General features: G+C 70.8%; 28 protein-coding genes. 26 read left to right on the top strand and 2 right to left on the bottom strand.

Going from position 1 to position 21,333, the window contains the following annotated elements; all coding sequences use genetic code 11:
- The first annotated feature begins 10 nt into the window (after positions 1–10).
- The gene (locus ACQP17_RS14710; protein WP_433856703.1) at positions 11–265 is read left to right on the top strand and encodes a hypothetical protein; all 255 of its coding nucleotides are present in this window, start codon (positions 11–13) and stop codon (positions 263–265) included.
- Between the two features lie 73 nt (positions 266–338).
- On the opposite strand, the gene ACQP17_RS14705 is transcribed toward ACQP17_RS14710, so the two are convergent.
- Positions 339–611 (bottom strand): hypothetical protein, encoded by a 273-nt coding sequence (locus ACQP17_RS14705; RefSeq protein WP_433856702.1) that lies wholly within the window; start codon positions 609–611, stop codon positions 339–341.
- Between the two features lie 148 nt (positions 612–759).
- Between ACQP17_RS14705 and ACQP17_RS14700 the strand changes: the two genes are divergently transcribed.
- The 7 genes from ACQP17_RS14700 (at position 760) to ACQP17_RS14670 (ending at position 5,906) form a co-directional block, all read left to right on the top strand.
- A complete protein-coding gene (locus ACQP17_RS14700) occupies positions 760–2,004 on the top strand; it encodes a hypothetical protein (RefSeq protein ID WP_433856701.1) in 1,245 nt (414 codons plus the stop codon).
- A gap of 32 nt (positions 2,005–2,036) precedes the next feature.
- On the top strand, positions 2,037–2,540 hold the full coding sequence (locus ACQP17_RS14695; protein ID WP_433856700.1) for a hypothetical protein: 504 nt from the start codon (positions 2,037–2,039) through the stop codon (positions 2,538–2,540).
- 207 nt (positions 2,541–2,747) lie between these two features.
- Positions 2,748–3,092, top strand: a complete 345-nt coding sequence (locus tag ACQP17_RS14690) for a hypothetical protein (RefSeq protein ID WP_433856699.1) — start codon at positions 2,748–2,750, stop codon at positions 3,090–3,092.
- Positions 3,093–3,117: 25 nt separating this feature from the next.
- Positions 3,118–3,591 (top strand): hypothetical protein, encoded by a 474-nt coding sequence (locus ACQP17_RS14685; RefSeq protein WP_433856698.1) that lies wholly within the window; start codon positions 3,118–3,120, stop codon positions 3,589–3,591.
- Between the two features lie 28 nt (positions 3,592–3,619).
- Positions 3,620–4,270, top strand: coding sequence for a hypothetical protein (locus tag ACQP17_RS14680; RefSeq protein WP_433856697.1), 651 nt, complete (start codon positions 3,620–3,622; stop codon positions 4,268–4,270).
- Positions 4,271–4,399: 129 nt separating this feature from the next.
- Entirely contained in the window at positions 4,400–5,398 is a 999-nt protein-coding gene (locus ACQP17_RS14675; RefSeq protein WP_433856696.1) for a DUF6884 domain-containing protein, read from the top strand.
- Positions 5,399–5,456: 58 nt separating this feature from the next.
- Positions 5,457–5,906, top strand: coding sequence for a hypothetical protein (locus ACQP17_RS14670; RefSeq protein WP_433856695.1), 450 nt, complete (start codon positions 5,457–5,459; stop codon positions 5,904–5,906).
- A gap of 73 nt (positions 5,907–5,979) precedes the next feature.
- Here ACQP17_RS14670 and ACQP17_RS14665 read toward each other — a convergent pair whose 3' ends face one another.
- Positions 5,980–6,267, bottom strand: a complete 288-nt coding sequence (locus tag ACQP17_RS14665; protein WP_433856694.1) for a sigma-70 family RNA polymerase sigma factor — start codon at positions 6,265–6,267, stop codon at positions 5,980–5,982.
- A 173-nt stretch (positions 6,268–6,440) separates the two neighbouring features.
- Here ACQP17_RS14665 and ACQP17_RS14660 point away from each other — a divergent pair, with 173 nt between their 5' ends.
- From ACQP17_RS14660 to ACQP17_RS14575, 18 genes are all read left to right on the top strand, one after another.
- Positions 6,441–7,079, top strand: a complete 639-nt coding sequence (locus tag ACQP17_RS14660; protein WP_433856693.1) for a hypothetical protein — start codon at positions 6,441–6,443, stop codon at positions 7,077–7,079.
- Between the two features lie 65 nt (positions 7,080–7,144).
- Positions 7,145–7,606, top strand: a complete 462-nt coding sequence (locus ACQP17_RS14655; protein ID WP_433856692.1) for a hypothetical protein — start codon at positions 7,145–7,147, stop codon at positions 7,604–7,606.
- Positions 7,607–7,668: 62 nt separating this feature from the next.
- A complete protein-coding gene (locus tag ACQP17_RS14650; protein ID WP_433856691.1) occupies positions 7,669–9,042 on the top strand; it encodes a DUF3560 domain-containing protein in 1,374 nt (457 codons plus the stop codon).
- Complete coding sequence (locus tag ACQP17_RS14645; RefSeq protein WP_433856690.1) at positions 9,039–9,344, top strand: hypothetical protein; 306 nt, start codon at positions 9,039–9,041, stop codon at positions 9,342–9,344. Before ACQP17_RS14650 ends, ACQP17_RS14645 begins: the two co-directional genes overlap by 4 nt.
- A 113-nt stretch (positions 9,345–9,457) precedes the next feature.
- Entirely contained in the window at positions 9,458–10,660 is a 1,203-nt protein-coding gene (locus tag ACQP17_RS14640) for a ParB/RepB/Spo0J family partition protein (protein ID WP_433856689.1), read from the top strand.
- A 70-nt stretch (positions 10,661–10,730) separates the two neighbouring features.
- Entirely contained in the window at positions 10,731–11,558 is an 828-nt protein-coding gene (locus ACQP17_RS14635; protein WP_433856688.1) for an rRNA adenine N-6-methyltransferase family protein, read from the top strand.
- Between the two features lie 94 nt (positions 11,559–11,652).
- Positions 11,653–11,877, top strand: a complete 225-nt coding sequence (locus tag ACQP17_RS14630; RefSeq protein ID WP_433856687.1) for a hypothetical protein — start codon at positions 11,653–11,655, stop codon at positions 11,875–11,877.
- Between the two features lie 58 nt (positions 11,878–11,935).
- On the top strand, positions 11,936–12,373 hold the full coding sequence (locus ACQP17_RS14625) for a hypothetical protein (protein ID WP_433856686.1): 438 nt from the start codon (positions 11,936–11,938) through the stop codon (positions 12,371–12,373).
- 72 nt (positions 12,374–12,445) lie between these two features.
- Positions 12,446–12,886: a hypothetical protein gene (locus ACQP17_RS14620; RefSeq protein WP_433856685.1), complete on the top strand. Its 441-nt coding sequence runs from the start codon at positions 12,446–12,448 to the stop codon at positions 12,884–12,886.
- Between the two features lie 90 nt (positions 12,887–12,976).
- Positions 12,977–14,053: a hypothetical protein gene (locus ACQP17_RS14615; protein ID WP_433856684.1), complete on the top strand. Its 1,077-nt coding sequence runs from the start codon at positions 12,977–12,979 to the stop codon at positions 14,051–14,053.
- Positions 14,054–14,138: 85 nt separating this feature from the next.
- The gene (locus tag ACQP17_RS14610) at positions 14,139–14,600 is read left to right on the top strand and encodes a hypothetical protein (RefSeq protein WP_433856683.1); all 462 of its coding nucleotides are present in this window, start codon (positions 14,139–14,141) and stop codon (positions 14,598–14,600) included.
- A 188-nt stretch (positions 14,601–14,788) separates the two neighbouring features.
- Positions 14,789–16,627 carry a DNA cytosine methyltransferase gene (locus ACQP17_RS14605; protein WP_433856682.1) on the top strand — a complete coding sequence of 613 codons (1,839 nt, stop codon included), beginning with the start codon at positions 14,789–14,791 and terminating at the stop codon, positions 16,625–16,627.
- 103 nt (positions 16,628–16,730) lie between these two features.
- The gene (locus ACQP17_RS14600) at positions 16,731–17,045 is read left to right on the top strand and encodes a hypothetical protein (protein ID WP_433856681.1); all 315 of its coding nucleotides are present in this window, start codon (positions 16,731–16,733) and stop codon (positions 17,043–17,045) included.
- Between the two features lie 137 nt (positions 17,046–17,182).
- Complete coding sequence (locus tag ACQP17_RS14595) at positions 17,183–17,689, top strand: hypothetical protein (protein WP_433856680.1); 507 nt, start codon at positions 17,183–17,185, stop codon at positions 17,687–17,689.
- A gap of 20 nt (positions 17,690–17,709) precedes the next feature.
- Positions 17,710–18,642 (top strand): magnesium chelatase domain-containing protein, encoded by a 933-nt coding sequence (locus tag ACQP17_RS14590; protein ID WP_433856679.1) that lies wholly within the window; start codon positions 17,710–17,712, stop codon positions 18,640–18,642.
- A 97-nt stretch (positions 18,643–18,739) separates the two neighbouring features.
- On the top strand, positions 18,740–19,414 hold the full coding sequence (locus ACQP17_RS14585) for a hypothetical protein (protein ID WP_433856678.1): 675 nt from the start codon (positions 18,740–18,742) through the stop codon (positions 19,412–19,414).
- 169 nt (positions 19,415–19,583) lie between these two features.
- Entirely contained in the window at positions 19,584–20,528 is a 945-nt protein-coding gene (locus ACQP17_RS14580; protein WP_433856677.1) for a phosphoadenosine phosphosulfate reductase family protein, read from the top strand.
- 38 nt (positions 20,529–20,566) lie between these two features.
- Positions 20,567–21,160: a hypothetical protein gene (locus ACQP17_RS14575; RefSeq protein ID WP_433856676.1), complete on the top strand. Its 594-nt coding sequence runs from the start codon at positions 20,567–20,569 to the stop codon at positions 21,158–21,160.
- Positions 21,161–21,333: the final 173 nt, after the last annotated feature.

Here is a 21,333-nt window from a genome sequence, read left to right as displayed (position 1 = left end):
CGAGTACGCCATGAGCCGCGAGGTGAAGACCCCCACCGAGCACCCGGCTGTCCACCAGATCGCGAGCCTGATCTCCGACATGCTTGCCCGGTCCGGGGAGCTGATCCCCGGGCCGGCCTCCGAGCTGGTTCACGAGATGTGGGAGCTGGAGCCCGGCCAGGACGGCACGCGCAAGCTCCGCGTGACGACCGGCTTCGGCGGGGAGATGGTCACCGTCGACATCGCCCTGGGCTTCACGGTCACCGCGGGCGAGCCGGACATGTGACCGTCCCCGGGTACAGCGAAGGGCCGCGCACGAACCCGTGCGCGGCCCTTCCGCGTGCTGTGGCCCTGCGGCGTCAGTCCTTGAGCGGGCGCACGGTCGGCTTGCGCTTCGGCGGGACCTTGTACTCGCGGGCGATGTGCCGGACGGTCTCCTCCGTGTACGGCACGTGCTCGGCCAGCTTCGCGTGGGACAGGCCGGAGGCGCGGAGTTCATCGGCGATGGCCTTGCGGTAGGCGTGGCGCTTCTCCTCGTACGCCTTCCACGCCTCATCCATCTCGGTCTGGGCGTCGGTGAGCGTCTGGCTCGGCTCGTAGGCGGGCTTGGAGGTCTTCGGGTGATCGGTCATGCCCCCAGCATTCCACAAGCCGACTTTGGCAAACGCGCTGGTGTAGCGGGGGACCTGCAAAAACACCTTTCCCCAACTGGGTTTTCCAAAGTTCACTTGGGGTAGAATTGATGTTGAACCACTCAACATCACCTGAAAGGCCCGAATCGTGACCGAGTCCTACGCCAAGCGCCTGGCCTCCACCTCCCCCCTCGCGTCCGCCGCCTTCACTTTCGGCGGCGCCGTCGCGGACGCCGACCAGGACCGCGCCCAGATGACCGACCTCCGCGCCAGCGCCGACGTCATCGCCGTCCGCACCGACGGAGAAGACGACTTCGACGCCCCGCACCTCGCCGACCCGTTCGCCGCGACGACCCTGTGCGACCGGCGCAAGGCCCGCGAGCTGGACGAGGACCGGGCCGCCCGGATCGCCGACTTCTGCCCCGCCTGCGTCGCGCACGCACGTGACCGCGCCACCTCCCGCGAGGCCGCTCTCGCGGCAGCCGAGGAGGAGGGCGCCAACCCGCCCGAGCCGGTCCGGCCGGCCATCACCAACCCGGCCGTGCACCGCTTCGACTACTCCGCCGAGGCGTACGACGCCACGCAGTCCCGCGACGACATCCGCGACGGTGACGTGCTCGTGATCGTCAGCGAGGGCATCGTCGCCATCCTGAACCGCGCCTGGCCCGCCGCCCTGACCGCCCGGAACGGCGAGCTGCACAAGCTCACCGAGCCCGCGTACGAGATCGAGGGCGGCCGGTACGCGGCCAGCGTCCAGCTCGCCATGGAGCACGCCGCCGCGACCGGCGTCGACCTGGAGCCCCTGCACCAGCCGCAGCCCTTCAAGAAAGGCGAACGGATCGTGTGCGAGGACGGCGGCACCCGCACCGTCGCCGGCGAGATGCGCAGCGGCTCGCACACCTGGGCCGAGACCGCAGAAGGCTCCGCATGGCGCGCTGAGCGCTGCGAGCGCGTCGACACCTCCCGCGTTGACGAGGCGAAAACGGCCGCGCGCCGCTCGGCCGCCGTCCTGCGCGGCCCGGAGGCGCCGACCAGCGAGGAGCACACCGCGGCCGTGCGCGCCCTCGGCGAGGCCCTGCGCTACCTCGCGCAGGCCGACCCGGCGGCGCTGGACGATCTGCACGCGGAAGCCAACCGGCGGATCGCGCTGGAGGTGCCGCGCCTGTGCGTGGTACCCGGCGACATCCTCCACGCGCACGGCGCCCGGCTGACCGTCATGGACACCGGCATCTCCAGCGCCGACGAACCGCAGTGGTGGGTCAAGGTGCACGGCGTCGACGAGGCCGACCGGCGCGGGACCTACCGGGCGCCGTGGACGACCGGCATGGGCGTCGAGTACGCGGCGTGGGACGTCGTCACCGTCGAGCGCATCGCGCCCGCCCTCCCCTGCTGACCGCACCACCCGACACGACGAAGGAGCACGGCATGTATCAGGTCACCATCGAGCACCCCGCCATCGAGGATCGGCAGTTCGACTGCAAGGACGGCGGCGAGCTGCGCACGCTCGTCTACGGCGTGCACCGCGCGCAGAACGAGCCGGTCACCGACGACCGGCAGGCCATCGCAGCGGTCGGCACGGTCCGGACCCAGGCGGACATCGACGGCAAGGGCGTGCTGATCGCGCACGCGGTCACGATCACGGTCGAGCCCGCCGACCCGTGCGCGTACACCTGCGAGGGCCACCCGGACGACGACTCTGTCCTGCTCGGCGGGCCGGAGTTCTGCGACGGGACGTGCAAGCCCCGCCGCCGCTTCGACAACAAGGCGTTGGTGGACCTGGGTATCGCGCTCGACGACGCCGACCTGGACGAGAGCGGCGGGTGCGGTGCGTGCGGCCTGGAGGCCGACCAGATGTGCGCGGACTGCAAGCGGTGCAACTGCGACCGGCACGACCAGTGCAAGCGGCCGGCGGCCGAGCCCGCGGAGTAGCCGCCGGACACGTCCGGACGCCCCGTTCTCCCTGGTGGGAGGGCGGGGCGTCGTGCTGTCCGGACCGGTTGTCCGGGGGCTGTCCGGCCGCGCCGATCTTTGCCGCCTCTTTGCCAACTCGGGTTTCCCAAATGGATTTTCCAAAGTTCACTTGGGTAGGATTTGAATGTCACACCACACCACCAAGTAAGGCGAAAGGGGCACGGCATGAGCGCTCAGGCCACCACCACCGAACCGGCCCGGTGCCTCAAGTGCCGCCGCATCCTGCGCAACGCCAGCCCCGACGGCCTCGGCCCCAAGTGCAGGCGCAAGGTCCGCCGCGCCGCCCGCACCAACCAGGGCGGACACCACGGCTGGCAGGTCGCCAAGGCCGTCGAGCTGCTGGAGCTGGGCGCCGTGATCCCCCTCCGCGCGAACCGGATCTTCCTCGTCGTCTCCGACGACGGCAGCGAGGTCTACCGCACGGCCATCACCGGACAGTGCAACTGCCCGGCCGGCCTGCGCTCCGTCGCTTGCTACCACTCGGCCGCCGCCTCGATGGCCGCCGCCTGATCGCTCGAACCGGAAGGACAGCATCGTGAACGCACACGTGAAGGCCGCGACCCGCGCCCGGCTGCTCGGCAACCTGGTAGGCGGACGCGCCATGCTCCACCCCCAGCGCCGCGCTTTCGAGGCCGCCGCGCGCCACCTCCACGACGCCTCGGCCGCGCTCCTCGACTCCGTCGACGACCCCACCGGGCACCTCGGCGACGACACCGAGGCCGCGCTGACGGCCGCCCGCCGCTGCCTGGCAGCTACCGACGTCCCGGTGATCCTCCTCGCCTACGTGACCGCGCCCGTAACCGGCGACCTGCCCACACTGCCCGCGCTGGACCTGCCGCACTCCACCACCCGCGCACACGCCAACGAGCTGCGCGCCTGGCGCCTGGGCGCCCTGGACCGCATCAACGACCGCAACGACGAGATGGCGATGGCCGCCCTCGACGCGCTGATCGACGTCCACCGCGGCTGGACCGACCTGGTCCGCGCCCTCTACTCCGACGCCGCCTGACCGCCCCCTGGCCAGCGAGAGGACCAGCATGTTCTACGAGACCGTCACCCACCTCGGCGGCACCACCGAGGGCAACGCCACCGAGGCGCACGCCCTGTGGCTCCTCCGCCGGGCTGTGCGCCGCACGTTCGACATCGACCTGACCGCCGACGGCGGGATGCTCATCTCCTGGACCGCACACCGGCAGGTCGGCGAGCAGGTCACCAGCTACCCCCGCTCGATCCAGCTCCGGCCGCACCTGCCCGTCGCGAAGGCCCTGACCGAGGCGACGTGCTACGACCTGCTGCTCATCGACTCCGTGCGCGACGCCAAGTACGACCCCGAGCGGCGCGTGATGACCGGCGGCGTCTGGCGCATCCCGCAGGCCGCGACCGCGAGACTCCGGGCGCGCGGCCTGGTCGTCGTCGACGACCGCAACCGCGTCCAGCAGAGCCTCGCCGCACGGATCGGTCTGTTCGCCATGGACCACCGCACCCGCACCACCGAGCCGGACGGGTACCACTACCCGGCGGGCGGCGGCGCGCGGCGGTACTCGGCCGCGAGCGTCGCCCTCTGCGAGTGCGGGTTCGCCCGCCACGCCGGAGACCGCGACGAGGCCCGACGCCACGTCACCGGCCACCGGCACGAGGTGGGCGGCGACTTCGCCCGCCTCCTCGTCGCCGAGCCCGCCACGGCCTGACCCCCCGCCCGGACACGTCCCGGACAACTCCCGGACGCGTCCGGGCGCCGTGCGGACAGTCGGCCGGACACCCCGCGCCACCTGCCCGGACAGCGTCCGGACACACCGCCACCCGAAGGGAAGACCCAGATGGCCACAGCCCCGCCCACCGCCCGCCCCGGACACGTCTACGTGATCCCCTGCTCCGGGAAGAAGCTCGACCGCGCCGCCCCCGCCCGCGAGCTCTACACCGGCTCGTACTTCCTGACCTGCTGGCGGGCCGCGGCCGTCCTCGCCGGCGACGACGGCCTGGTCCTCGTCCTCAGTGCCCGCCACGGCCTCGTGACCCTCGATCAGGTGCTGGAGCCCTACGACACCCGGTTCGGTGACCGCGACGCAGTGTCGGACCTGCTGCTCGCCGCGCAGGCCCGCAAGCTCGGCATCCAGCACGCCCGCGACGTCACCGTGCTCGCCGGCGCCGCCTACGTGCAGGCCGCCCGCACGGTCTGGCCATACGCGCAGGCGCCACTGTCCGGACTCGGCATCGGCAAGCAGCTCCAGCGCTTGAACGACATGCGCGGTGCGGCCGAGATGGACGAGCTGACGGCCAAGTGCAGTCCGGCGGCCGAGAAGGAGCCGGAGCCGGTTACCGCGCAGCCCGTCGAGTCCGTCGCGGATCGCGGCCCGCTGTACGACGTCCCCGACGACTACAGCCAGCGTGTGCGGACGTTCGCGGTCACGGTCGCCGGACCCCAACGCCACGACGGCGAGAAGCCGTACACCTACGTGGTGAGCGAGCACAGCACCGAGAAGGCATGGGCGAAGGTGCTGGCATGGTTCATGGTCGAACAGGAGACCGTCGACGCGCACGTGGTCGCCGGCGAGTCCTTTGAGGGCGAGCCCGAGGCCGGGTGCGGCTACTTCTGGACCGACCTGCGCAGCGAGTTCGCCCGGCAGGAAGCGCTCGACGACCTCGCCGACCAGGCCACCGAGGCGGTCGACGCGTTCCGCAACGCGACCGCGAGCCTGGTCCGCGACGGCGACGTGATCGCCGACCAGCGCACCGCGTACGACACCGAGCTCGGCGATGCGTCATACGCCGCATGGCCGCTGGTGCTGGAACTGGCCGCGAACGACGGCCGCGACTGAAAACCTGCCTGGGGCCGACAGGCCCCGGCTCACCCGACACCCGAAAGAGAGGCCCGGCATGGGCGCCGTACTCGAACCGACCAAAGCGATGAAGCCCTGGTACGACGTGGAGGTGCGCCGCGAGTCGGCGTACGTGACCGCGAGCGTCTACAACCGCGGCAGCATCCGCATGCTCCTCGACGAGGGCAAGCTGACCGACGAGCACAAGGCCGCCGCGTGGCACATCGCGGACGACTTCACCACGATCGCGCCGAGCCCCCCGCAGGCGCTCGTGGCGGCCCTGGAGCAGATCGTCGAGCACCCGAACTACGAGAAGTGGCGGCAGGAAGCCGCGAGCCACGAGGGCGGCGCGGGCGTCCAGCTCGACGACGGGCGGCTGCTGGTGCGCGCCCCGAACTCGTACCGGTACGGCCCCACGGACGGGTCCACGGCGCTGAGCACCGTGGAGCTGGCCTACGCGGACGTCGCGCCGCTCCTTGTCGACCTGCGGCGGCTGGCCGAAGACTGAGCGGCCGGCGAACACGAGAAGGCGCCCCGCACAGAGATGGTGTGCGGGGCGCCTTCGTGTGCGGCCTGACTGGTCAGGACTCGGGCTTGACGGTACGGCGCGGGCCGGGCTGGCGCGAGTGGCCGGCGGCGATGTCGCTGACGCGCTGCGGCTTGCAGTTGATGCGGGATCCGATCTCCTCGCGGCTGTGGTTCTCGCGGAGGTCGGAGACGACCCGGCCGCGCTGGGCCTTGAGCCAGCGTTGCAGCTCGGGGACGTTCTCCAGCGCGCGTGTGAGGGCCGCGGCCTGGTCGAGGGTGGCTTCCCCGGCGGCGAGGCGGGCGAGGTAGGCGTATGGCTCCGGTAGCTGGCTTTGATCCATAACCGAAGCATAGTGGGTACCCAATAGTTCGGATGATCAAGGCCCCGCGCGTGGTGTTTCCGCAGGTCAACTCACCGATATTCCGTGAATCCCCAGCCCCCCAAACGGGTTTTCCAAAGTGTCCTTGTGGAATGATGTATGTAGATCAACTAATCACCCCAAAGGAGCCCGAAGTGGACGCAGCGACCGCCCTCAAGCGCCTCACCTTCCGTGCCGAGACCGCGTTCGAGGGGGAGGCCAAGGCCCGCCAGCGCCTCACCGAGGCACTGGCCAACCCGCAGGCGCCCCACCTGGACAGCGCCATGGGTGCCGTGCTGACCGAAGCCGGCATCGCGAAGCCCTGGGACCTGTTCATTCGCCGCGTCGAGAAGATCGGCGTGAGCGCCGCCCTCGCCAAGCAGCGCGAGGAAGCGATCGAGCAGCTTCTCCAGTACGGGCACGGGATGAGCACCAGCCTGATCAGCAACGCCAAGACGCACGCCGAGCTGGAGGGCCTGCGGCGGTTCATCACCAGCACCGACAACTTCGCCGACGAGATCGACGAGGAGGCCCCGGCGCCCGCGCCGGAGGCGACCGACATCGAGAAGCGCACCCTGCGGGCCATCAAGGACACCGGCGTGGCGCTCAAGGAGGCCCACGTCCTCGACGGCGGTGTCCGGACCGAGAACCGCGAGGGCACCATCGCCCCCGCCCTGGACCGCGTCCAGTGGGTGATCCGGAAGGGCTGGGCCGTGCTGGACGCCTCCGCCGAGCTGCGCGACGGCCAGGCCGTGACCCTCACCGAGGCCGGCGAAGCCATCCTCGCGGGCTGACCGGCCCGCCACCGGGCGGGGCCGACCGGCCCCGCCCTCCCCTGACACCCGAAAGGAACACAGCCATGCCCGCACGCCAGCCCCTCACCCTCGCCCAGGTCGTTGACCTGGGTGAGGCCACCGGCAAGATCGCCGCGTTCGCCGCGAAAGCCCTGCACCACACGTACCCGCACCTCGAACTTGAGGGCCTGGTCGCCTCGTTCACCCGCGACAGCTCCCTGGAGGTGATCGCGCTCAGCTACCTCGCCGGGATCGACCGCGGCCTCAGCGCAGGCGAAGCGGCCGGCGAAGCGGGCACCGCCCTGATCCGAGCATGGGCGGACGCGCGGCTGACCGCCCGCGCCCGGCTCGACGAACAGGCCGTACGGCCCGACGACGCCTCGACCGAACCGGTCGTCGTGTGCACGTGCGGCACGGCCGTCCACGACAACAGCGAGGCCCGACGGCTTCACGCCGACGCCTGGCACTCCGAGAAGTCGCCGGCGGTGTGGGGGCCGCCGGTCATCCGAGGCCGCGCGGCCACCTGACCGCTGACCCGGGCGGGGCCGACCGGCCACGCCCCGACCAACAACCGAAGGAGGTTCACGGCATGGCGACCGTGACCATCACCCACACCCCGAAGGACGGGACGCTGCTCGACGGCTCCCGGAAGGGCGACGGCGTATTCGACGTCGTCCGGCACCACGGGTTCCGCTCGTTCCGGTCCCTCGGGATGCTCGGCATCCCCCGGTCGCGCAACAAGGACGCGGACACCTGGCGGATCAACCGCGCGAAGACGGCGCTGGAGGAGGCCGGGCACACCGTCACCGTCGAGATCGACAATGACGACGAGCGGTCGTTCTCGGAGGCCGAGGCCGACCGCGTCGAGCGGGCCGGCGACCGCGCCGAGCGGTTCGAGGGCTACGCCGACAACGCGTCGCGGTCCTCCACCGCCCGGCTGGACGCCGCCCACCAACGCTCGGAACGCTTTGAGTTCGGGCAGCCGATCCTCGTCGGCCACCACTCGGAGGGCCGCGCCCGCCGGGACGCGGCGTACATCGACAACAACATGCGCAAGGGCATCGCCGACGGCGAGCGCGCCGGGCACTGGCAGGACCGCGCGGAGACCGCGGCGAAGTACGAGGAGTTCCGGAACAACCCGCAGCGCACTCTGCGGCGGCTGGAGAAGCTGCGGGCCGACCTGCGCTACCACGAGCGGCAGGGGAACGAGCGACAGATGCGGCGCCTGCGGGAGGAGATCGAGCACTGGGAGGCCGTCGTCGAGAAGGCGAAGGACGACGGCGTGAAGCTGTGGGGGCCCGACGACTTCGCGCCCGGCGACTTCGCGGTTGTCCTCGGCTCGTGGCATCAGGTGGCCCGGGTCAACCCCAAGACGCTGTCGATCGCGTGGAACCTGAGGCTCGCGCCGAAGCAGGTGATGAGTCTGGAGGACGCGACGTTCGACGGCGGCCGGGTCGGCACGTTCACCGTCGACTACACGAAAGTGCGCGCTCGCTGCCCGGAGAAGGCGATGGCCGCATTCCGCGCCGAAGGCAAGGTTCCCGGCACCAGGGCGGCCGGTGAGGCGTCGGCGGAGGCCCCGGCCGAGGACATCCGCCGGGAACAGGCGGAGGCGAAGAAGGTCAGGCCGAAGCCGCCGAAGAAGCGCAGCGACCCGAAGATCCCCAAGCGCGTGCAGGTCGAGTGCGAGCTGAGCGCCAGCGAGGCCACGCTGACGTGGCTGACCGGCAACAGCCAGCCGCACCCCGCCCACACGCCGGAGACGATCACCGCCCCGGAGGGGGAGAAGTACCACCGGGCGACCTGGTCGCGAAATCTGATGAAGCAGGTGGGCGAGCTGCTGGCCGAGCGCGGATACGCCCTCACCGGAGAGTGGAAGCCCCGCCGGGGCTGGGCCACGGTCGCCGCGATCGAGCCCGCCCCGGCCAAGGACAGCGAGCCGAAGCAGGAGGAACTGTCGTGATCGACTTCGACGAGCTGGTGGGGATCGGGCGGGACACTCCGGCGTACCACGAGGGCGACGACTGCCTGACCTGCGGCGCGGAGACCGGCGAGTCCTGCACGCTCGACTGCGACGACCGCGGCGGCGAGGCGAGGAAGGCCGTGCGCGAGCAGGTCGCCGGCCTGTCCGGCGAGCAGTTCGAGAAGGTGCTGCGCGCCGCACGGGAGCGCGAGGCCCGGGACGACGAGACGCCGGGGTTCTTCCGGGCCTGGTGGGCGGTCGACGACGAGGCCGCCGCCCGGGGCCTGCCCCGCACCCTGTAGGGCGCTGACCTGCGGAAATTCGCGGATTTTCGCGGATCACCAACTGTACGGGGTATTGGGTACCCAATAGAATTGATCTTGTTCACCCCCCCTCATACCCGAGAGGACAGGCGATGACCGCCACCACCACCGAGACCAGCACCGCGACCGAGCCGAAGAAGGCCGCATCCAAGAAGGCGGTGCCGAAGCCCGCGACCAAGGCGCCCGCGCGCAAGGCCCCGGCGAAGAAGGCCGTTGCGCCCACCAAGGTCTCCAAGCGCCGCGAGGTGATCGCCGAGCAGGCCGAGGCAACCGCGGCCCACGTGCGCACGGTGCTCAAGACGATCCCGATCGACCGGATCGACGCCGACCCGGACCAGCCGCGCAAGCACTTCGACCCGGCGAAGCTGAACGAGCTGGCCGGCTCCATGAAGCGAATCGGCCAACAGCAGCCGGTGAGCGTCCGATACGACGCGGGCACCAAGCGCTACACGCTCATCATGGGCGAGCGGCGGTGGCGGGCCGCGAAGATCGCGGGCCTGACCGAGCTGGACGCCGTCGTGCAGCACGGCATCAAGCAGGGTGACCGCACGATCCGCATGAAGGCCGTCGCGGAGAACGTCGGCCGCGCGGACATGACCGCGATGGAGGAGGCCAACGCCTTCCAGCAGCTCGTCGACGACGGGTACACCATCGACGAAGTCGCCGAGGGTACCGGCAAGTCCGCCGCATACGTCGGCTGGCGCCTGGACCTGCTCAAGCTGTGCCCGACCGCGCAGGAGGCGATGAGCAAGGGCCACCTGCCGCCCGCACTCGCCTGGTACGTCTCGAAGCTGAGCACCGACAACCAGTCGCGGTTCCTGGCGAAGTACCTGCGCGGCGCGTTCTCCACGACCCGAGACGCCGAGGCGTTCGTGAACGCCTGCCGCGCCGAAGAGGACCGGCGGGCCTCGCAGGGCTCGTTCTTCGTCCTGGCCGACGAGACGACGGCCGCCGCGACGCCGGGCGGCGCGCAAGAGCTGCTGCCCGGCGCGCACGACGTCACCGACGAGGAGCGCGAGCGGCTGACCATCGACCGGACGCGGCTGACCAAGCGCGTCGACAAGCTCAGCACGGCCGGCGAAATCCTGTCCGAGCTCATCGCGGCCGACCCCGAGGAACTGGCCGTTCTGCTGGCCGGAGTCGGCGGCGGAGTCGGCGGATACCGCCAGCGCATCGAGCACCTGCGGGACCTGACGACCAAGGCGATCAAGAACCTGCGCGACGCCCAGGCGGTCGCCGCCGTCCGCGCGGGCGCCATCGAGATCAACCCGCAGGCCGCGGCCGACGCCGCCTGACCCATCTCATCCCCGGGCCGGGGGCTCCGAGTACGTGCCCCCGGCCGCTGACCCCTGAGTGGAGGTTGCCATGCAGTTCCCGACCGAAGTGCTGCACGTCCTGACGGACCCGCGCACGATCATCCGTGACGACCAGGTCGGCGTGCCCTTCGAGATCGACCGGCCGACGTACGAGGCGATGAACAAGGTGCTCAAGGACATGGGCGGCCAGTGGAACGGCCGGAAGGCCGTCCGCGCGCACGTCTTCCCGTACCGCATCGAGGAGTTCATGCGGCAGTGCCTCGCGGCGAACGACTACCCGTCGAGGTACGAGCAGGGATGGTTCCCGACCCCGCCGAACCTGGTGATGCAGATCTGCGACCTGGCCGGGATCGACGCCGGGATGACCGTCCTTGAGCCGTCGGCCGGCTCCGGTGCGATGACCGGCGAGATCGCCCGGCGCGGTGGCGTCGTCGACGCCTTCGAGATCGACGCCCGTCGCGTGGAAGTCCTGCGCGAGCAGGGAGACGCCCGGCGCGTCGTGCACGGCGACTTCCTGGACGCCGACCCGCTGGACTACTCCGAGCCGTTCGACCGGGTGGTGATGAACCCGCCGTTCGCCAACGGACTCGAGCACATCAAGCACGCGATCGGATTCATGAGCGAGGACGCGATCCTCGTCTCGGTCATGAGCCAAGGGCTGATGTGGTGGAGCGACAAGGCCACCGTGGAGTTCCGCGAGATGGTCGACGAGGTCGGCGGCGAGATCGAGGAGTTGCCCGAGGACTCGTTCGCGATGTGCGGGACGGGCATCCGAACGTGCCTGCTGTTCCTGCCCGGGTACGCGGGCGGCCCGCTGCGCACGCACGACTGGCACATGCGGCAGCCGCGCCAGCTCGACCTGTTCGCGGCGGCCTAGACTTCCCGGTTTTCCTGGGCCGTTCCACTGGTCGGGGTATTGGGTACCCAATAGAATTGATCTTGTTCCCACCACCTCACCAAAGGGGAGTCCCATGGACAGCGAGACCACCAGGGCAGTTCAGGCAGGCGACCTCTTCGTCCTCACCGGCGAGGAAATGAAGCTCCTCCTTCCCTGGCTCCGCGAAACCCTCACTGGACAGGAGAAGAAGGACGAGAACGCGGACCTCTGCCAGCTCACGAGCCGCATCCTGCGGCTCTCCAGCCGGCTCTACGGCACGCCCTCTGAGTCCGCCGAGACCTGCATCTGCCACGGCTAACGTCCCCCGGCCGGGCCAGTCCGGCCCGGCCGGGAAGGCACAACAGAAAGAGATCATCGTGACTGAACAGATCTGCCTGGCGACCTGCACGTACCAGGAATTCGCGCCCCACATGGGCACTCCGGTGCGTACCACGGTCGGCCACCCGCGCTTCCCCCTCGCCTACCAGCTCGGCGGAATCGCGCGCTCTGTGATGCCCACACGGCCCCTGCTCAAGATCGAGGCCGAGGACGCGTACCAGTTCAGCTACCGGCGGCTGCTGAACGAGCGGGGTGTCGACGCGATCCGCGAAGAGCTGACGGCCATCGCGGGCGCCAACGACCTGGAGGTGCCGGTCGTGTTGCTGTGCTTCGACAAGCTCAGCAAGCCCGGCAACTGGTGCCACCGCACGCACTTCGCGACGTGGTGGACGGACCAGACCGGCGAGGAGGTGCCCGAGCTGGGCTCCGCGCCGATCCCGGCCCCGCCGGCGCCGCCGACGCTGTTCGAGTTCTGACCCACGACCACCGCGGGCCGGGCGTGCACTGTGCGCGCCCGGCCCGACCCATGACCGGAAGGAGAGACCACCGTGCATCGCGTGCTGGTCTGCAACAACGACAAGGACAAGTACCCGGCCTACGTCGACGCCGACGAGCGTCACGACGAGGGGTGGGTCCGCCCGTACTTCGACCTGGAGGCCGTCCGCGAGCTCGCCGCGAACACGCAGGCAGCGGCGGCCGAGTTCGGGCACGGCTCGATCGACACCGTGCACGTCGTCGACGGAGGCAAGGAGGACGGCCGGCCCCGCGCCCTGGTCGTCGTCATCTGCTGGATGGACATCGAGGCCAAGGGCGTCGACGGGGCGACCACGATCGTCGAGCCCATCCGCCACCGCGAGGACGACGAGGACGGCGACGACCCCGAGGAGCAGGGCGAGCCGCTGTACCCGGTCGGCGGGTTCGCGTGGTGCTGGTACGCGATCGGCCCCGACGGCATCCACCCGCAGATCCCCTTCCAGCCCGAGCAGTAGCCGGGCCACAGCCGGGCGGGCGTGGGGCGGGAATCCCCGCCCGTCCGGCAGCCAACCGCGAACCGACTTCACCCCCGAAGGGAGCCCGCCATGGGCTGGATCAAGACGTTCGTCTGCGTGGACGACGAGAACATTTACCCGGCGCTGATCGACCGCACGGACCGGTGGAACGGTTGGGTGTCCCCCGGCTTCAAGCTGGACGCCGTGCGCCAGCTCGCCGCGCACACCGAGGAAGCCGCCGAGCAGTACGGGCACGACTGCGTCGACCAGATCAAGGTCATCGACGGCGGACCGGAGCCGGTCGTGCTGCACATCCGGTGGCAGTACCTCAGCGACGAGCCCGGATCGGCCGCGAACGTCGTCAAGCCCGACGAGGACGGCCGGTACTGGATCGGCGGCTGGGAATGGACCTGGTACGAGGTCGAGGACGGCCCGCTGTTCCACACGAAGAACGCGACGTTCGAGGCGTGGAAGCAGATGCTCGACGAGTCCGCCCGCCGGGTCGGGGAGATCGTCCGAACTCAGATGCCCGAAGCGACGTCGGCGCTCCTGAGCCTCCACGGCCTCGGCCACATCGTCCGGGTCGAGGCCGCAGACGGCCCCGGATGGCCCGCCGGCGACGACCACGACGGCGACGACGGGTACGGCCCGTTCGACACCGAGACGCTGGGCGAGGCGGACGAGGTGCTGCGCAAGGCCCTCGACCACGGTGACGACCGCACCGACCTGGAGATCGGCGGATGGCGGCCCGCCCGCGACATCAAAGAGCCGGAGCTGCACCGCATCCCGTTCCCGCCCGTGGGCGCCGAGGAGACCGGCGGCGGCCCGCTGGAGAAGGCCCGCGAGCGGTTCGTCGAGGCCCGTCGGAAGCTGCTCACCGAAACCGTGCCGTACCTCGTCGCGGACGCCCGCGCGGCATGCCCCGACGCGGGCGGCATCGTCATCGACCCGCACGCCGAAGAGCCGTTCGTGATGTTCCTCGTCGAGGACACCAAGGGCGAGGCGAGCACTTCGGTGGCCGCCGACGTCGCGGAGCAGGTCCGCGACCGGCTGGCCGGGCTGCTGGCCTTCAAGCCGACCGGCGACGACCTGACCGCCTGCGGCTGGACCGAGAGCCCCCAGCCGCACCTGGACGGCGCATACGTGCTGGTCTTCCCGGCCGAGTAGCCGACGCGGATCCCGCCGGGGCGGGCCCCGCGCCCGCCCCGGCCCCGCACCCCTTCACCTCACCCGGACGAAACGAGGACGTCTCATGACCACCCACGGCCCCAAGACCCGCGCCTACCCGCTGCCCGACGGCAGCGCGATCTCGACCGCAGCGCACAAGACGCTCGGCGAGCTGCACGCCGTACAGCAGAAAGTCGGCCACGTCATGGCCGTCGTGACCGCCGCGGCGGTCCGCGACATCCTGACCGGCTGCGACCACGACGCCCCGTTCGATGCCGCGTGGGTCGAGGTCGCCGAGACCCCGGACGGGACGCTGTTCGCGTCCGGCGCGTACTGGACGACGGCCGGCGAGCGCCGCACGTTCATCGACGACCTCGGCGAGGCCGACGGCGGGACCGGCGTCTTCGAGATGAACGAGTGGACGCCGTACCTCGACGACACCAACCGCGAGGTGTGGGAGCCGATCAGCGAGCGACTGGCCGACCGCGACGGGTGCCGCGTGTTCCGCATCGACCTTGCCAAGGCGGCAGCGCTGCCCCTCGACTGACCGCCCTGACCTGCGGTTATTTCCCGTTCTTTTGCCAACACAGGTTCGGAAATACGGATTTCCAAAGTCGACTTGGGAAAGAATGTAAGTAGCACCACCAAGCACCACACCGGCCGCGCGAGCGGGGGCGGGAATCCCCGCTCGCCTGGCCGCCAACCGCCCAGCTTCACACCCCAGGAGATCGCCCGATGGCGTACCGACACGACAGCTCTGTGCTCGACATTCAGGATTGGTTCTGCGGCGCAGGAGGCTCCAGCCAGGCCGCCAAGAAGGTGCCCGGCCTGCGGGTGTCCTTCGCGGCGAACCACTGGAAGCAAGCCATCAAGAGCCACATGTTCAACTTCCCCGGCGTCGCGCACTACACCGGCGACATCCGCCGCGCCCCGGTCTGGGCCTGGCCGGTCGCTGACCTCCACTGGGGGTCGCCGGAGTGTACGAACTGGAGCATCGCCAAGGGACAGAAGCGCTCGTTCGCGAAGGCCGTGCAGGGCGACTTGCTCGACCTGTACGCGGACGAGGAGGCGGACAAGTTCCGCACGGCCGGCGACGGCGACCCGGACGGCCCCACGAATGAGGAGAAGGAAAGCCGGGCGCTGATGGAAGAGGTGCCCCTGTACCTGCGCGGCGTCCAGGAGCGCGGCGGCCTGGTCAAGGCGGGCGTGGTCGAAAACGTGATCGACGTCCGCCAGTGGGCCGAGTGGGACCGCTGGATCGCGGAGTTCCACAAGCTCGGCTACCACACGCGCGTGATCGCGCTGAACAGCATGCACGCCGACCCCAGGTCGGTGCACAGGGCGCCGCAGAGCCGCGACAGGCTGTACGTCGCCTACTGGCACAAGAGCCTCGGCCGGCACCCCAACTGGGACAAGTGGCTGCGCCCGAGGGCGTGGTGCTCGGACTGCGACGAGGTCGTGGCCGCGCGCCAGGTGTTCCGCGTGCCCGGCCGTGACATGGGCCGCTACCGCCAGGGCTACGACTACCGGTGCCCGCGCAAGACGTGCCGCGCGCTCGTCGACCCGGCCGTGCTCCCGGCCGCCGCGGCTATCGACTGGTCGATCAAGGGCACGCCGATCGGCTCGCGCCCCAAGAGCAAGGACGCGCCCGAGGGCCTGGCCCCGGCGACCATGGCCCGCATCCGGGCTGGGATTTCCCGCTACTGGCCGCAGCCCGGAGGTGTCGACGACTTCGACGGGCAGGGATCGCTCTTCGGCGATGACGTCGACGCGGGTCCTGTCGACGGGGCTTCGCCGTTGCTCGTGCCGACCGGCGGTACCTGGCGTTCCGGCGCGAGCAGCGTGGGCGTCCCGATGCCGACGCGGACGACGACCGAGGGTGACGGACTGCTGATTCCGCCGCTCCTGATCCCGTGCGAGGGCCGGGACGGGAAGAAGGCGATGCGCCTGGATGACCCGCTGCGCACCCAGACGGCGCGAGCGGAGACCGCGATCGCGTACGCCCCGTTCTCGATCCCGATGCGCGGCGGCGGCGACAAGGAGAAGGCCCGCCACATCCGCGAGCCCCTGCACACCGTGTCGGCAGGCGGCAACCATCACGGCCTGGTGACCTGGCCGGCGATGGTGATGCGGAACAACGGCAGCAAGGGGAGCGGCGTCGAACACTGCACGCCGGTCACCGAGCACCTGCGCACGATGACGACCACGGGGCACCAGTCGCTCGTCACCTGGGAGCACCTGCTCATGCCGTACTACGGCAACGGGCAGGTTAGGTCGGTCAGCGACCCGATCGGTGCCCTGCCGACGCGGGACCGGTACGCGCTCCTGGAGAGCGGCGAGTACGACGTCTCGAAGATCTTGTTCCGGATGTTGCAGCCGCACGAGATCGGCAGGGCGATGGCGTTCGCGGACGACTACCGCGTACTCGGGTCCAAGCGTCAGCAGGTCAAGCAGTACGGGAATGCCGTGACGCCCCCGGCGGCCGAGGTGCTGCTGTGTGCGCTCGTCGAGTGCATCACCGGCGAGGACATCGACCGGTACGCCGACCCGGCTCGGCTCAACCTGGCCGCCTGACCTGCGGCTTTCTGTGAATTCCTGACACCCAAATGGATTTTCCAAAGTCTACTTGGGTAGAATTGACCTTGAACACACCAAACACCACACACCGGGAGCCACCATGCGTGCCACCATCCGCCGCACCAACCTGGACGCCCTTCATGCCGACGTCGACGCCGCGATGCCCCTCCTCGACATCGACGAATCCGCGACCTATCGCAGCGAGTTGACCATCTGGCAGCCCGGACAGCCCACCAGTCGCAGTGAAAAGACCGTGGTTGGCGCCGAGGCCCGCACGACGATCCGCACTCTCCTCCTCCTGGCCATGCACGAGGTCGAGCAGACCGCGCCCGAAGCGGTCACCGTCCGCTGGACGCGCAAGAGCAAGCGGAACAGCTACCGGACCCAGAGCTGCACGTTCACCAAGGTCGCCTGACCACGGCACAGCAAAGCGGCCGACGGGGGCGCAAAAGCGTGGGAATCCCGTCGGCCGCCGCGCCAACCGCAGGGCTTCACAACCCGATGGCACGTGAGGCCCACCGTACCGCCCCATTCAGATCAGTGGAGGAACGCGTGAGCACCCCGACCCGATCCACCTGGACCACAGACACGGTCCGCGCGGTCGATCTCGAAGACAACGACAGCGTCCTGATCGACGGCGCGTGGAGGGAAGTTCTCGACGTCTGGAACGACGACGACGACCCCGCCGCCCAGTTCGGCGACGACCACCCGATGACCTTGGCGATCCTCGACAAGGTCGCCTGGTGCTCCCCGAGCTGGACGGCCGTGCGCTACGTCCACGAGGAGACATCGACCCCGAACGAGGTCGATAGCCGCCTGCACTTCTTCCGCTGCCGCGACCTGGTCCAGGTGCAGCGCGAGGTCAAGCCCGAGCCCGGCGCTCTCGACGCGCTCGACGACGTGCTCGACCTGATGTCGGACCTCGACCTGCGCGGCGCCCTGCGAGCCGGCACCGAGCTGTGGGCCGAGACCGGAGACCCGCAGGACGTCCTCAGCTCCTCGCAGCGCGACAACTTGGACGCGCTGCGCCGCCACTTCACCAGCCTCGACGCCCTGTGACCAGCCGGAAGGACAGCAGCATGGACAGCGAGACCCGCGAGTACATCATCGTCGGCCAGCGCCAGGGCGCGAGCTACACCCTGTGGGACGTGGCCCCCGCTCCGGCCGACGCCACGAAGCGCGCCATCGCGCTCGAAGAGATCGGCGTCGAGGCCATGGACGCCTTCGGTGAGGTCACCACCGTGTGGGCCGCGAGCGCCCGCGCGGCCGTCGACCAGCACGTTGCGGACCTGCGCGAGCGCAGCGGCCTCGACGACTACGGGCTGAGCGCGAACAGCAACATGGAGGCGTACGGCCCGGCCGGCGACGTCGCCCCGGTCAGCGAGCCGTACGGCGAAGCCGAAGCGCTCGCCGCCGCCGGGACCAGCGTGTACCGGCTGCGCGGCCACAGCACTCCGGGCCGCCCGAACTTCAACGTGTTCGGCCTGCCGGGTCGGCACCACATCGAGACCCGCGACCGCGTACGCGCCGGGCTCGTGAACAGCGGCATGACCTGGAGCCAGTCGAACGTGTCCGTGCAGGTCACCGAACCCGGCGACGAGCCGAGCGGCAGCAGCAGCCTGGACCTGGCCATCGCGTGCACGGTGCTCGCCGCGACCGGGCAGTTCCCCGTCTCGGCTCTGGCCGGGGTCGTGCTGATCGGGGAGCTCGGCCTGGACGGCAGGCTCCGGCCGACCCGCGGCGTACGCGACCAGGTGCGGGCCGCCGTCGACGCCGGAGCTCCGGCCGTCCTGGTCCCGGACGCGGACGTACCCGAGGCCCGCGAGGTCGACGGCATCCGCGTCCTGGGCGCCTCGACCCTCGGCGAGGCACTGAGTCTGCTGACCAGCCACGCCCACCACCCGGGCGGCTGCGTGCACTGCAACTACGACCGCGGCGGGCATCGGCCGTGCACCTACCGGATGCCCTGCCCGAGCTGCGCGGCCGACGGCATCGAGCCCGCCGGCGCCTGACCGGCCGCACCCCGCCGGGGCCGTACAGGGCGCACACAGCCCCGTATGGCCCCGGCGCTCTCGTCCCCACCCGAACCGTCCAGAACGGAGCCCCACGATGGGCGACAGCCCCGAAAGCCCCGAGTTCACCGCGTACGGCCCGGACCGGTTCGCCGAGCACCTGCCGTTCGGCCGCACCGGCTACCTGTTCACCGTCCCCGGCGGCTTCCCCGCCGACGTGCCCGACTTCTGTCACGTCATCGACTGGGAGATGGCCGTCTACCTCACCCGCGCGTCCGGTGCCCAGATGTGGGAGGTCCGTGACGTCAACGGGCACCGCCGCGTGTGGGGCGAGGCCCGCAGGCGCCGCGACGCGGTCGGCCTGGCGTTCCTGGAGCTTGCCCGGAAGCGCCGCGAGGGCGCCGACGAGATCCGCGAACGGCGGGTGACCGTCCTCGGCCTGGAGCCCGAGCCGCCCTACCGCGTCGAGACCAGCGGCAGCGTGGAACTGGTCCTGAGCCCGGCCGGCGTCGGCCGCCTCGCCCGCATCGAGCCCAACGGCATCGGCCAGGCGGCGACATACCGGTACATCGACCTGGCCACCGGCCGCGAGAGCACCGTCACGGCTGACGGGCCGGTCACCCTCCGGGCGGTGGCGGCCGGCCTGCTGCACGACCGCTGTGCGTGCCCCGCGCCGGGCCTGGTCGGCTTCCACGAAAACCGCGAGGACGCTGCCGCGTACCTGACCGAGGAGTACGACGCGTGGTGGCCGTGCACCGGCCCCGCGGCCTGACCGGCACCCGCCCACGTGGGGCCGTGGCCACCGGCCACGGCCCCACAGCGCGGTCTAAGCCGCCCACCGGCCGATGCTTACCCTCCTCCACGCGGCGCCATCCCGGCCGTCACAGGTCCCGTCACAGCCCTCCCCGCCCGCGCCCCGAACCGACTTGAAAGGCCCCCGGATGACCAGCAGCGGACAGATGAGTCTCGAACTGCCCGGCATCGACGACGGCCCCGACCTCGCCTCGTACCGCTGGATCTTGGCGAACATCAGCGGCGGCAAGGACAGCATGGCCATGCTCGACGAGCTGGTGCGCCAGGCCGACGCCGCCGGCGTCCCGCGCGACCGCATCGTGTGCGTGCACGCCGACCTCGGCCGCGCCGAATGGGAGGGCACCCGCGAGCTGGCCGCCGAGCACGCCGCCGCGTACGGCCTGCGGTTCGAGGTCGTCGCCCGCATCGGCCTCGACCTGGTCGACCGGATCGAAGAGCGCGGCATGTTTCCCGACGCCTCGAACCGCTGGTGTACGAGCGATTTCAAGCGCGGCCCGGTCCGGCGCCTGATGACTGCCCTCGTCCGGGAAGCGGAGGAGGCCGGGCACCTCGGCCGCGTCCGCATCCTCAACGTGATGGGGCTGCGCGCGGATGAGTCCCCGGCCCGCAGGCGGCTCCGCGGCTTCTCCCACGACGGGGCACTGACCTGCCCCTGCCGGGACTGCCTGCTGCGCCGCGCCGCCCTGGAGAGCGCCGAGCGGCGCGGCGTGCCCTGCCCCAAGCACAAGAAGCCCGGCCACGGCGCGTCGAACACGCTGCGGCACGTCGACACCTGGCACCCGGTGCACTCGTGGTCGACCGCCGACGTGTGGGCGGCCGTTGCCCGGTCCGGGCTGCGCCCGCACCCCGCCTACGCCGACGGCATGCCCCGCCTGTCGTGCTCGTTCTGCGTCCTGGCGTCGCGGCCGGCCCTCATCCGTGCCGCCCAGCTCCGGCCCGAGCTGGCCGCCGAGTACGCCGCCATCGAGGAGAAGATCGGACACCGCTTCAAGAACGATGTGTCGATGGCGGAGATCATCACGGAGGCCGAGACGTCACCCGCGGTCGCCGTCATCACCAACTGGCAGGGCTAACTGTTGACCTCTGCACACCCAGTGTCTAAGTTGCGAGTATGGAGCTGACCACAGTCCGAGAGTGCGCCCAGCGGTGGGGCCTGTCCGATGCCGCTGCCCGCCGAATCCTCGCCCCCCTCGCATCGGTCGACCGCCACCCCGACACAGGGGCCAAGAGGTACCAGCGGGAATCTGCGGATGCGGCACGGGCAGCCGGGCCCGGCCAGGGTCACCGAACAGACCTCGCCGACCGGGCTGAGATCACTGTCGATGAGTATCGGGCCCTCATCGCCGACGAGACGATCCCCCTCGTACACCGGGCACTATTCGCCATGCTGTGGGAGAGCGACCTGCGGGTCACGGAAGCTCTCGATCTCGACGTCCGTGACGTCGCGGAAGGCGAGGAGGCCGCCACCACGGACGGCGGGCGCAAGACCGGCCCCCGTACGGTCCCGCTCCCCGGCGTGTCGGCGGAACTGGTCCGCCGCGCGATCGACGGCCGCGACGAAGGCCCCCTGCTGCGGAACTCGCGAGGTGGCGCGCTCAACCGGTCGGCCGCCTCCTGGATTGCCCACAAGGAGGGGTATCCCCTGTACGGCTTCCGGGCCGGAGGGAAGCGGTTCCGCGCCCTTCAATCGGTCGAAGAGGAGTAGCCTCCAGCATCGCCCCAGGTCACAGCCTCGCCCGGACGTCGAAGCGCCTGGTTCAAGTGTGTGTATCATCCCTGTCCGCAGTCGGCCGTACTGAGCAGCGGCACGGCCGACCGCAGGCGCCGGTGGTCGTAAGCAGCACACTCGCCTTCCGGGCGAGAGGTCCAGGTGCAAAC

Origin of the sequence: Streptomyces kronopolitis (assembly GCF_050953795.1) — a bacterium.
GTDB classification, from domain to species: Bacteria; Actinomycetota; Actinomycetes; order Streptomycetales; family Streptomycetaceae; genus Streptomyces; species Streptomyces kronopolitis_A.
The sequence above is the reverse complement of the archived record's forward strand: the minus strand, read 5'-3'. Positions and strand labels throughout refer to the sequence as shown.

Excerpts from the sequence above, each read along its gene's own strand:
- ACQP17_RS14580 (WP_433856677.1), top strand. The coding sequence starts at position 19,584 with ATGACCAGCAGCGGACAGATGAGTCTCGAACTGCCCGGCATCGACGAC.
- ACQP17_RS14640 (WP_433856689.1), top strand. The coding sequence starts at position 9,458 with ATGACCGCCACCACCACCGAGACCAGCACCGCGACCGAGCCGAAGAAG.
- ACQP17_RS14600 (WP_433856681.1), top strand. The coding sequence starts at position 16,731 with ATGCGTGCCACCATCCGCCGCACCAACCTGGACGCCCTTCATGCCGAC.
- ACQP17_RS14710 (WP_433856703.1), top strand. The coding sequence starts at position 11 with ATGAGCCGCGAGGTGAAGACCCCCACCGAGCACCCGGCTGTCCACCAG.
- ACQP17_RS14690 (WP_433856699.1), top strand. The coding sequence starts at position 2,748 with ATGAGCGCTCAGGCCACCACCACCGAACCGGCCCGGTGCCTCAAGTGC.
- ACQP17_RS14585 (WP_433856678.1), top strand. The coding sequence starts at position 18,740 with ATGGGCGACAGCCCCGAAAGCCCCGAGTTCACCGCGTACGGCCCGGAC.
- ACQP17_RS14610 (WP_433856683.1), top strand. The coding sequence starts at position 14,139 with ATGACCACCCACGGCCCCAAGACCCGCGCCTACCCGCTGCCCGACGGC.
- ACQP17_RS14705 (WP_433856702.1), bottom strand. The coding sequence starts at position 611 with ATGACCGATCACCCGAAGACCTCCAAGCCCGCCTACGAGCCGAGCCAG.
- ACQP17_RS14650 (WP_433856691.1), top strand. The coding sequence starts at position 7,669 with ATGGCGACCGTGACCATCACCCACACCCCGAAGGACGGGACGCTGCTC.
- ACQP17_RS14665 (WP_433856694.1), bottom strand. The coding sequence starts at position 6,267 with ATGGATCAAAGCCAGCTACCGGAGCCATACGCCTACCTCGCCCGCCTC.
- ACQP17_RS14630 (WP_433856687.1), top strand. The coding sequence starts at position 11,653 with ATGGACAGCGAGACCACCAGGGCAGTTCAGGCAGGCGACCTCTTCGTC.
- ACQP17_RS14615 (WP_433856684.1), top strand. The coding sequence starts at position 12,977 with ATGGGCTGGATCAAGACGTTCGTCTGCGTGGACGACGAGAACATTTAC.
- ACQP17_RS14655 (WP_433856692.1), top strand. The coding sequence starts at position 7,145 with ATGCCCGCACGCCAGCCCCTCACCCTCGCCCAGGTCGTTGACCTGGGT.
- ACQP17_RS14695 (WP_433856700.1), top strand. The coding sequence starts at position 2,037 with ATGTATCAGGTCACCATCGAGCACCCCGCCATCGAGGATCGGCAGTTC.
- ACQP17_RS14635 (WP_433856688.1), top strand. The coding sequence starts at position 10,731 with ATGCAGTTCCCGACCGAAGTGCTGCACGTCCTGACGGACCCGCGCACG.
- ACQP17_RS14680 (WP_433856697.1), top strand. The coding sequence starts at position 3,620 with ATGTTCTACGAGACCGTCACCCACCTCGGCGGCACCACCGAGGGCAAC.
- ACQP17_RS14575 (WP_433856676.1), top strand. The coding sequence starts at position 20,567 with ATGGAGCTGACCACAGTCCGAGAGTGCGCCCAGCGGTGGGGCCTGTCC.
- ACQP17_RS14605 (WP_433856682.1), top strand. The coding sequence starts at position 14,789 with ATGGCGTACCGACACGACAGCTCTGTGCTCGACATTCAGGATTGGTTC.
- ACQP17_RS14670 (WP_433856695.1), top strand. The coding sequence starts at position 5,457 with ATGGGCGCCGTACTCGAACCGACCAAAGCGATGAAGCCCTGGTACGAC.
- ACQP17_RS14675 (WP_433856696.1), top strand. The coding sequence starts at position 4,400 with ATGGCCACAGCCCCGCCCACCGCCCGCCCCGGACACGTCTACGTGATC.
- ACQP17_RS14590 (WP_433856679.1), top strand. The coding sequence starts at position 17,710 with ATGGACAGCGAGACCCGCGAGTACATCATCGTCGGCCAGCGCCAGGGC.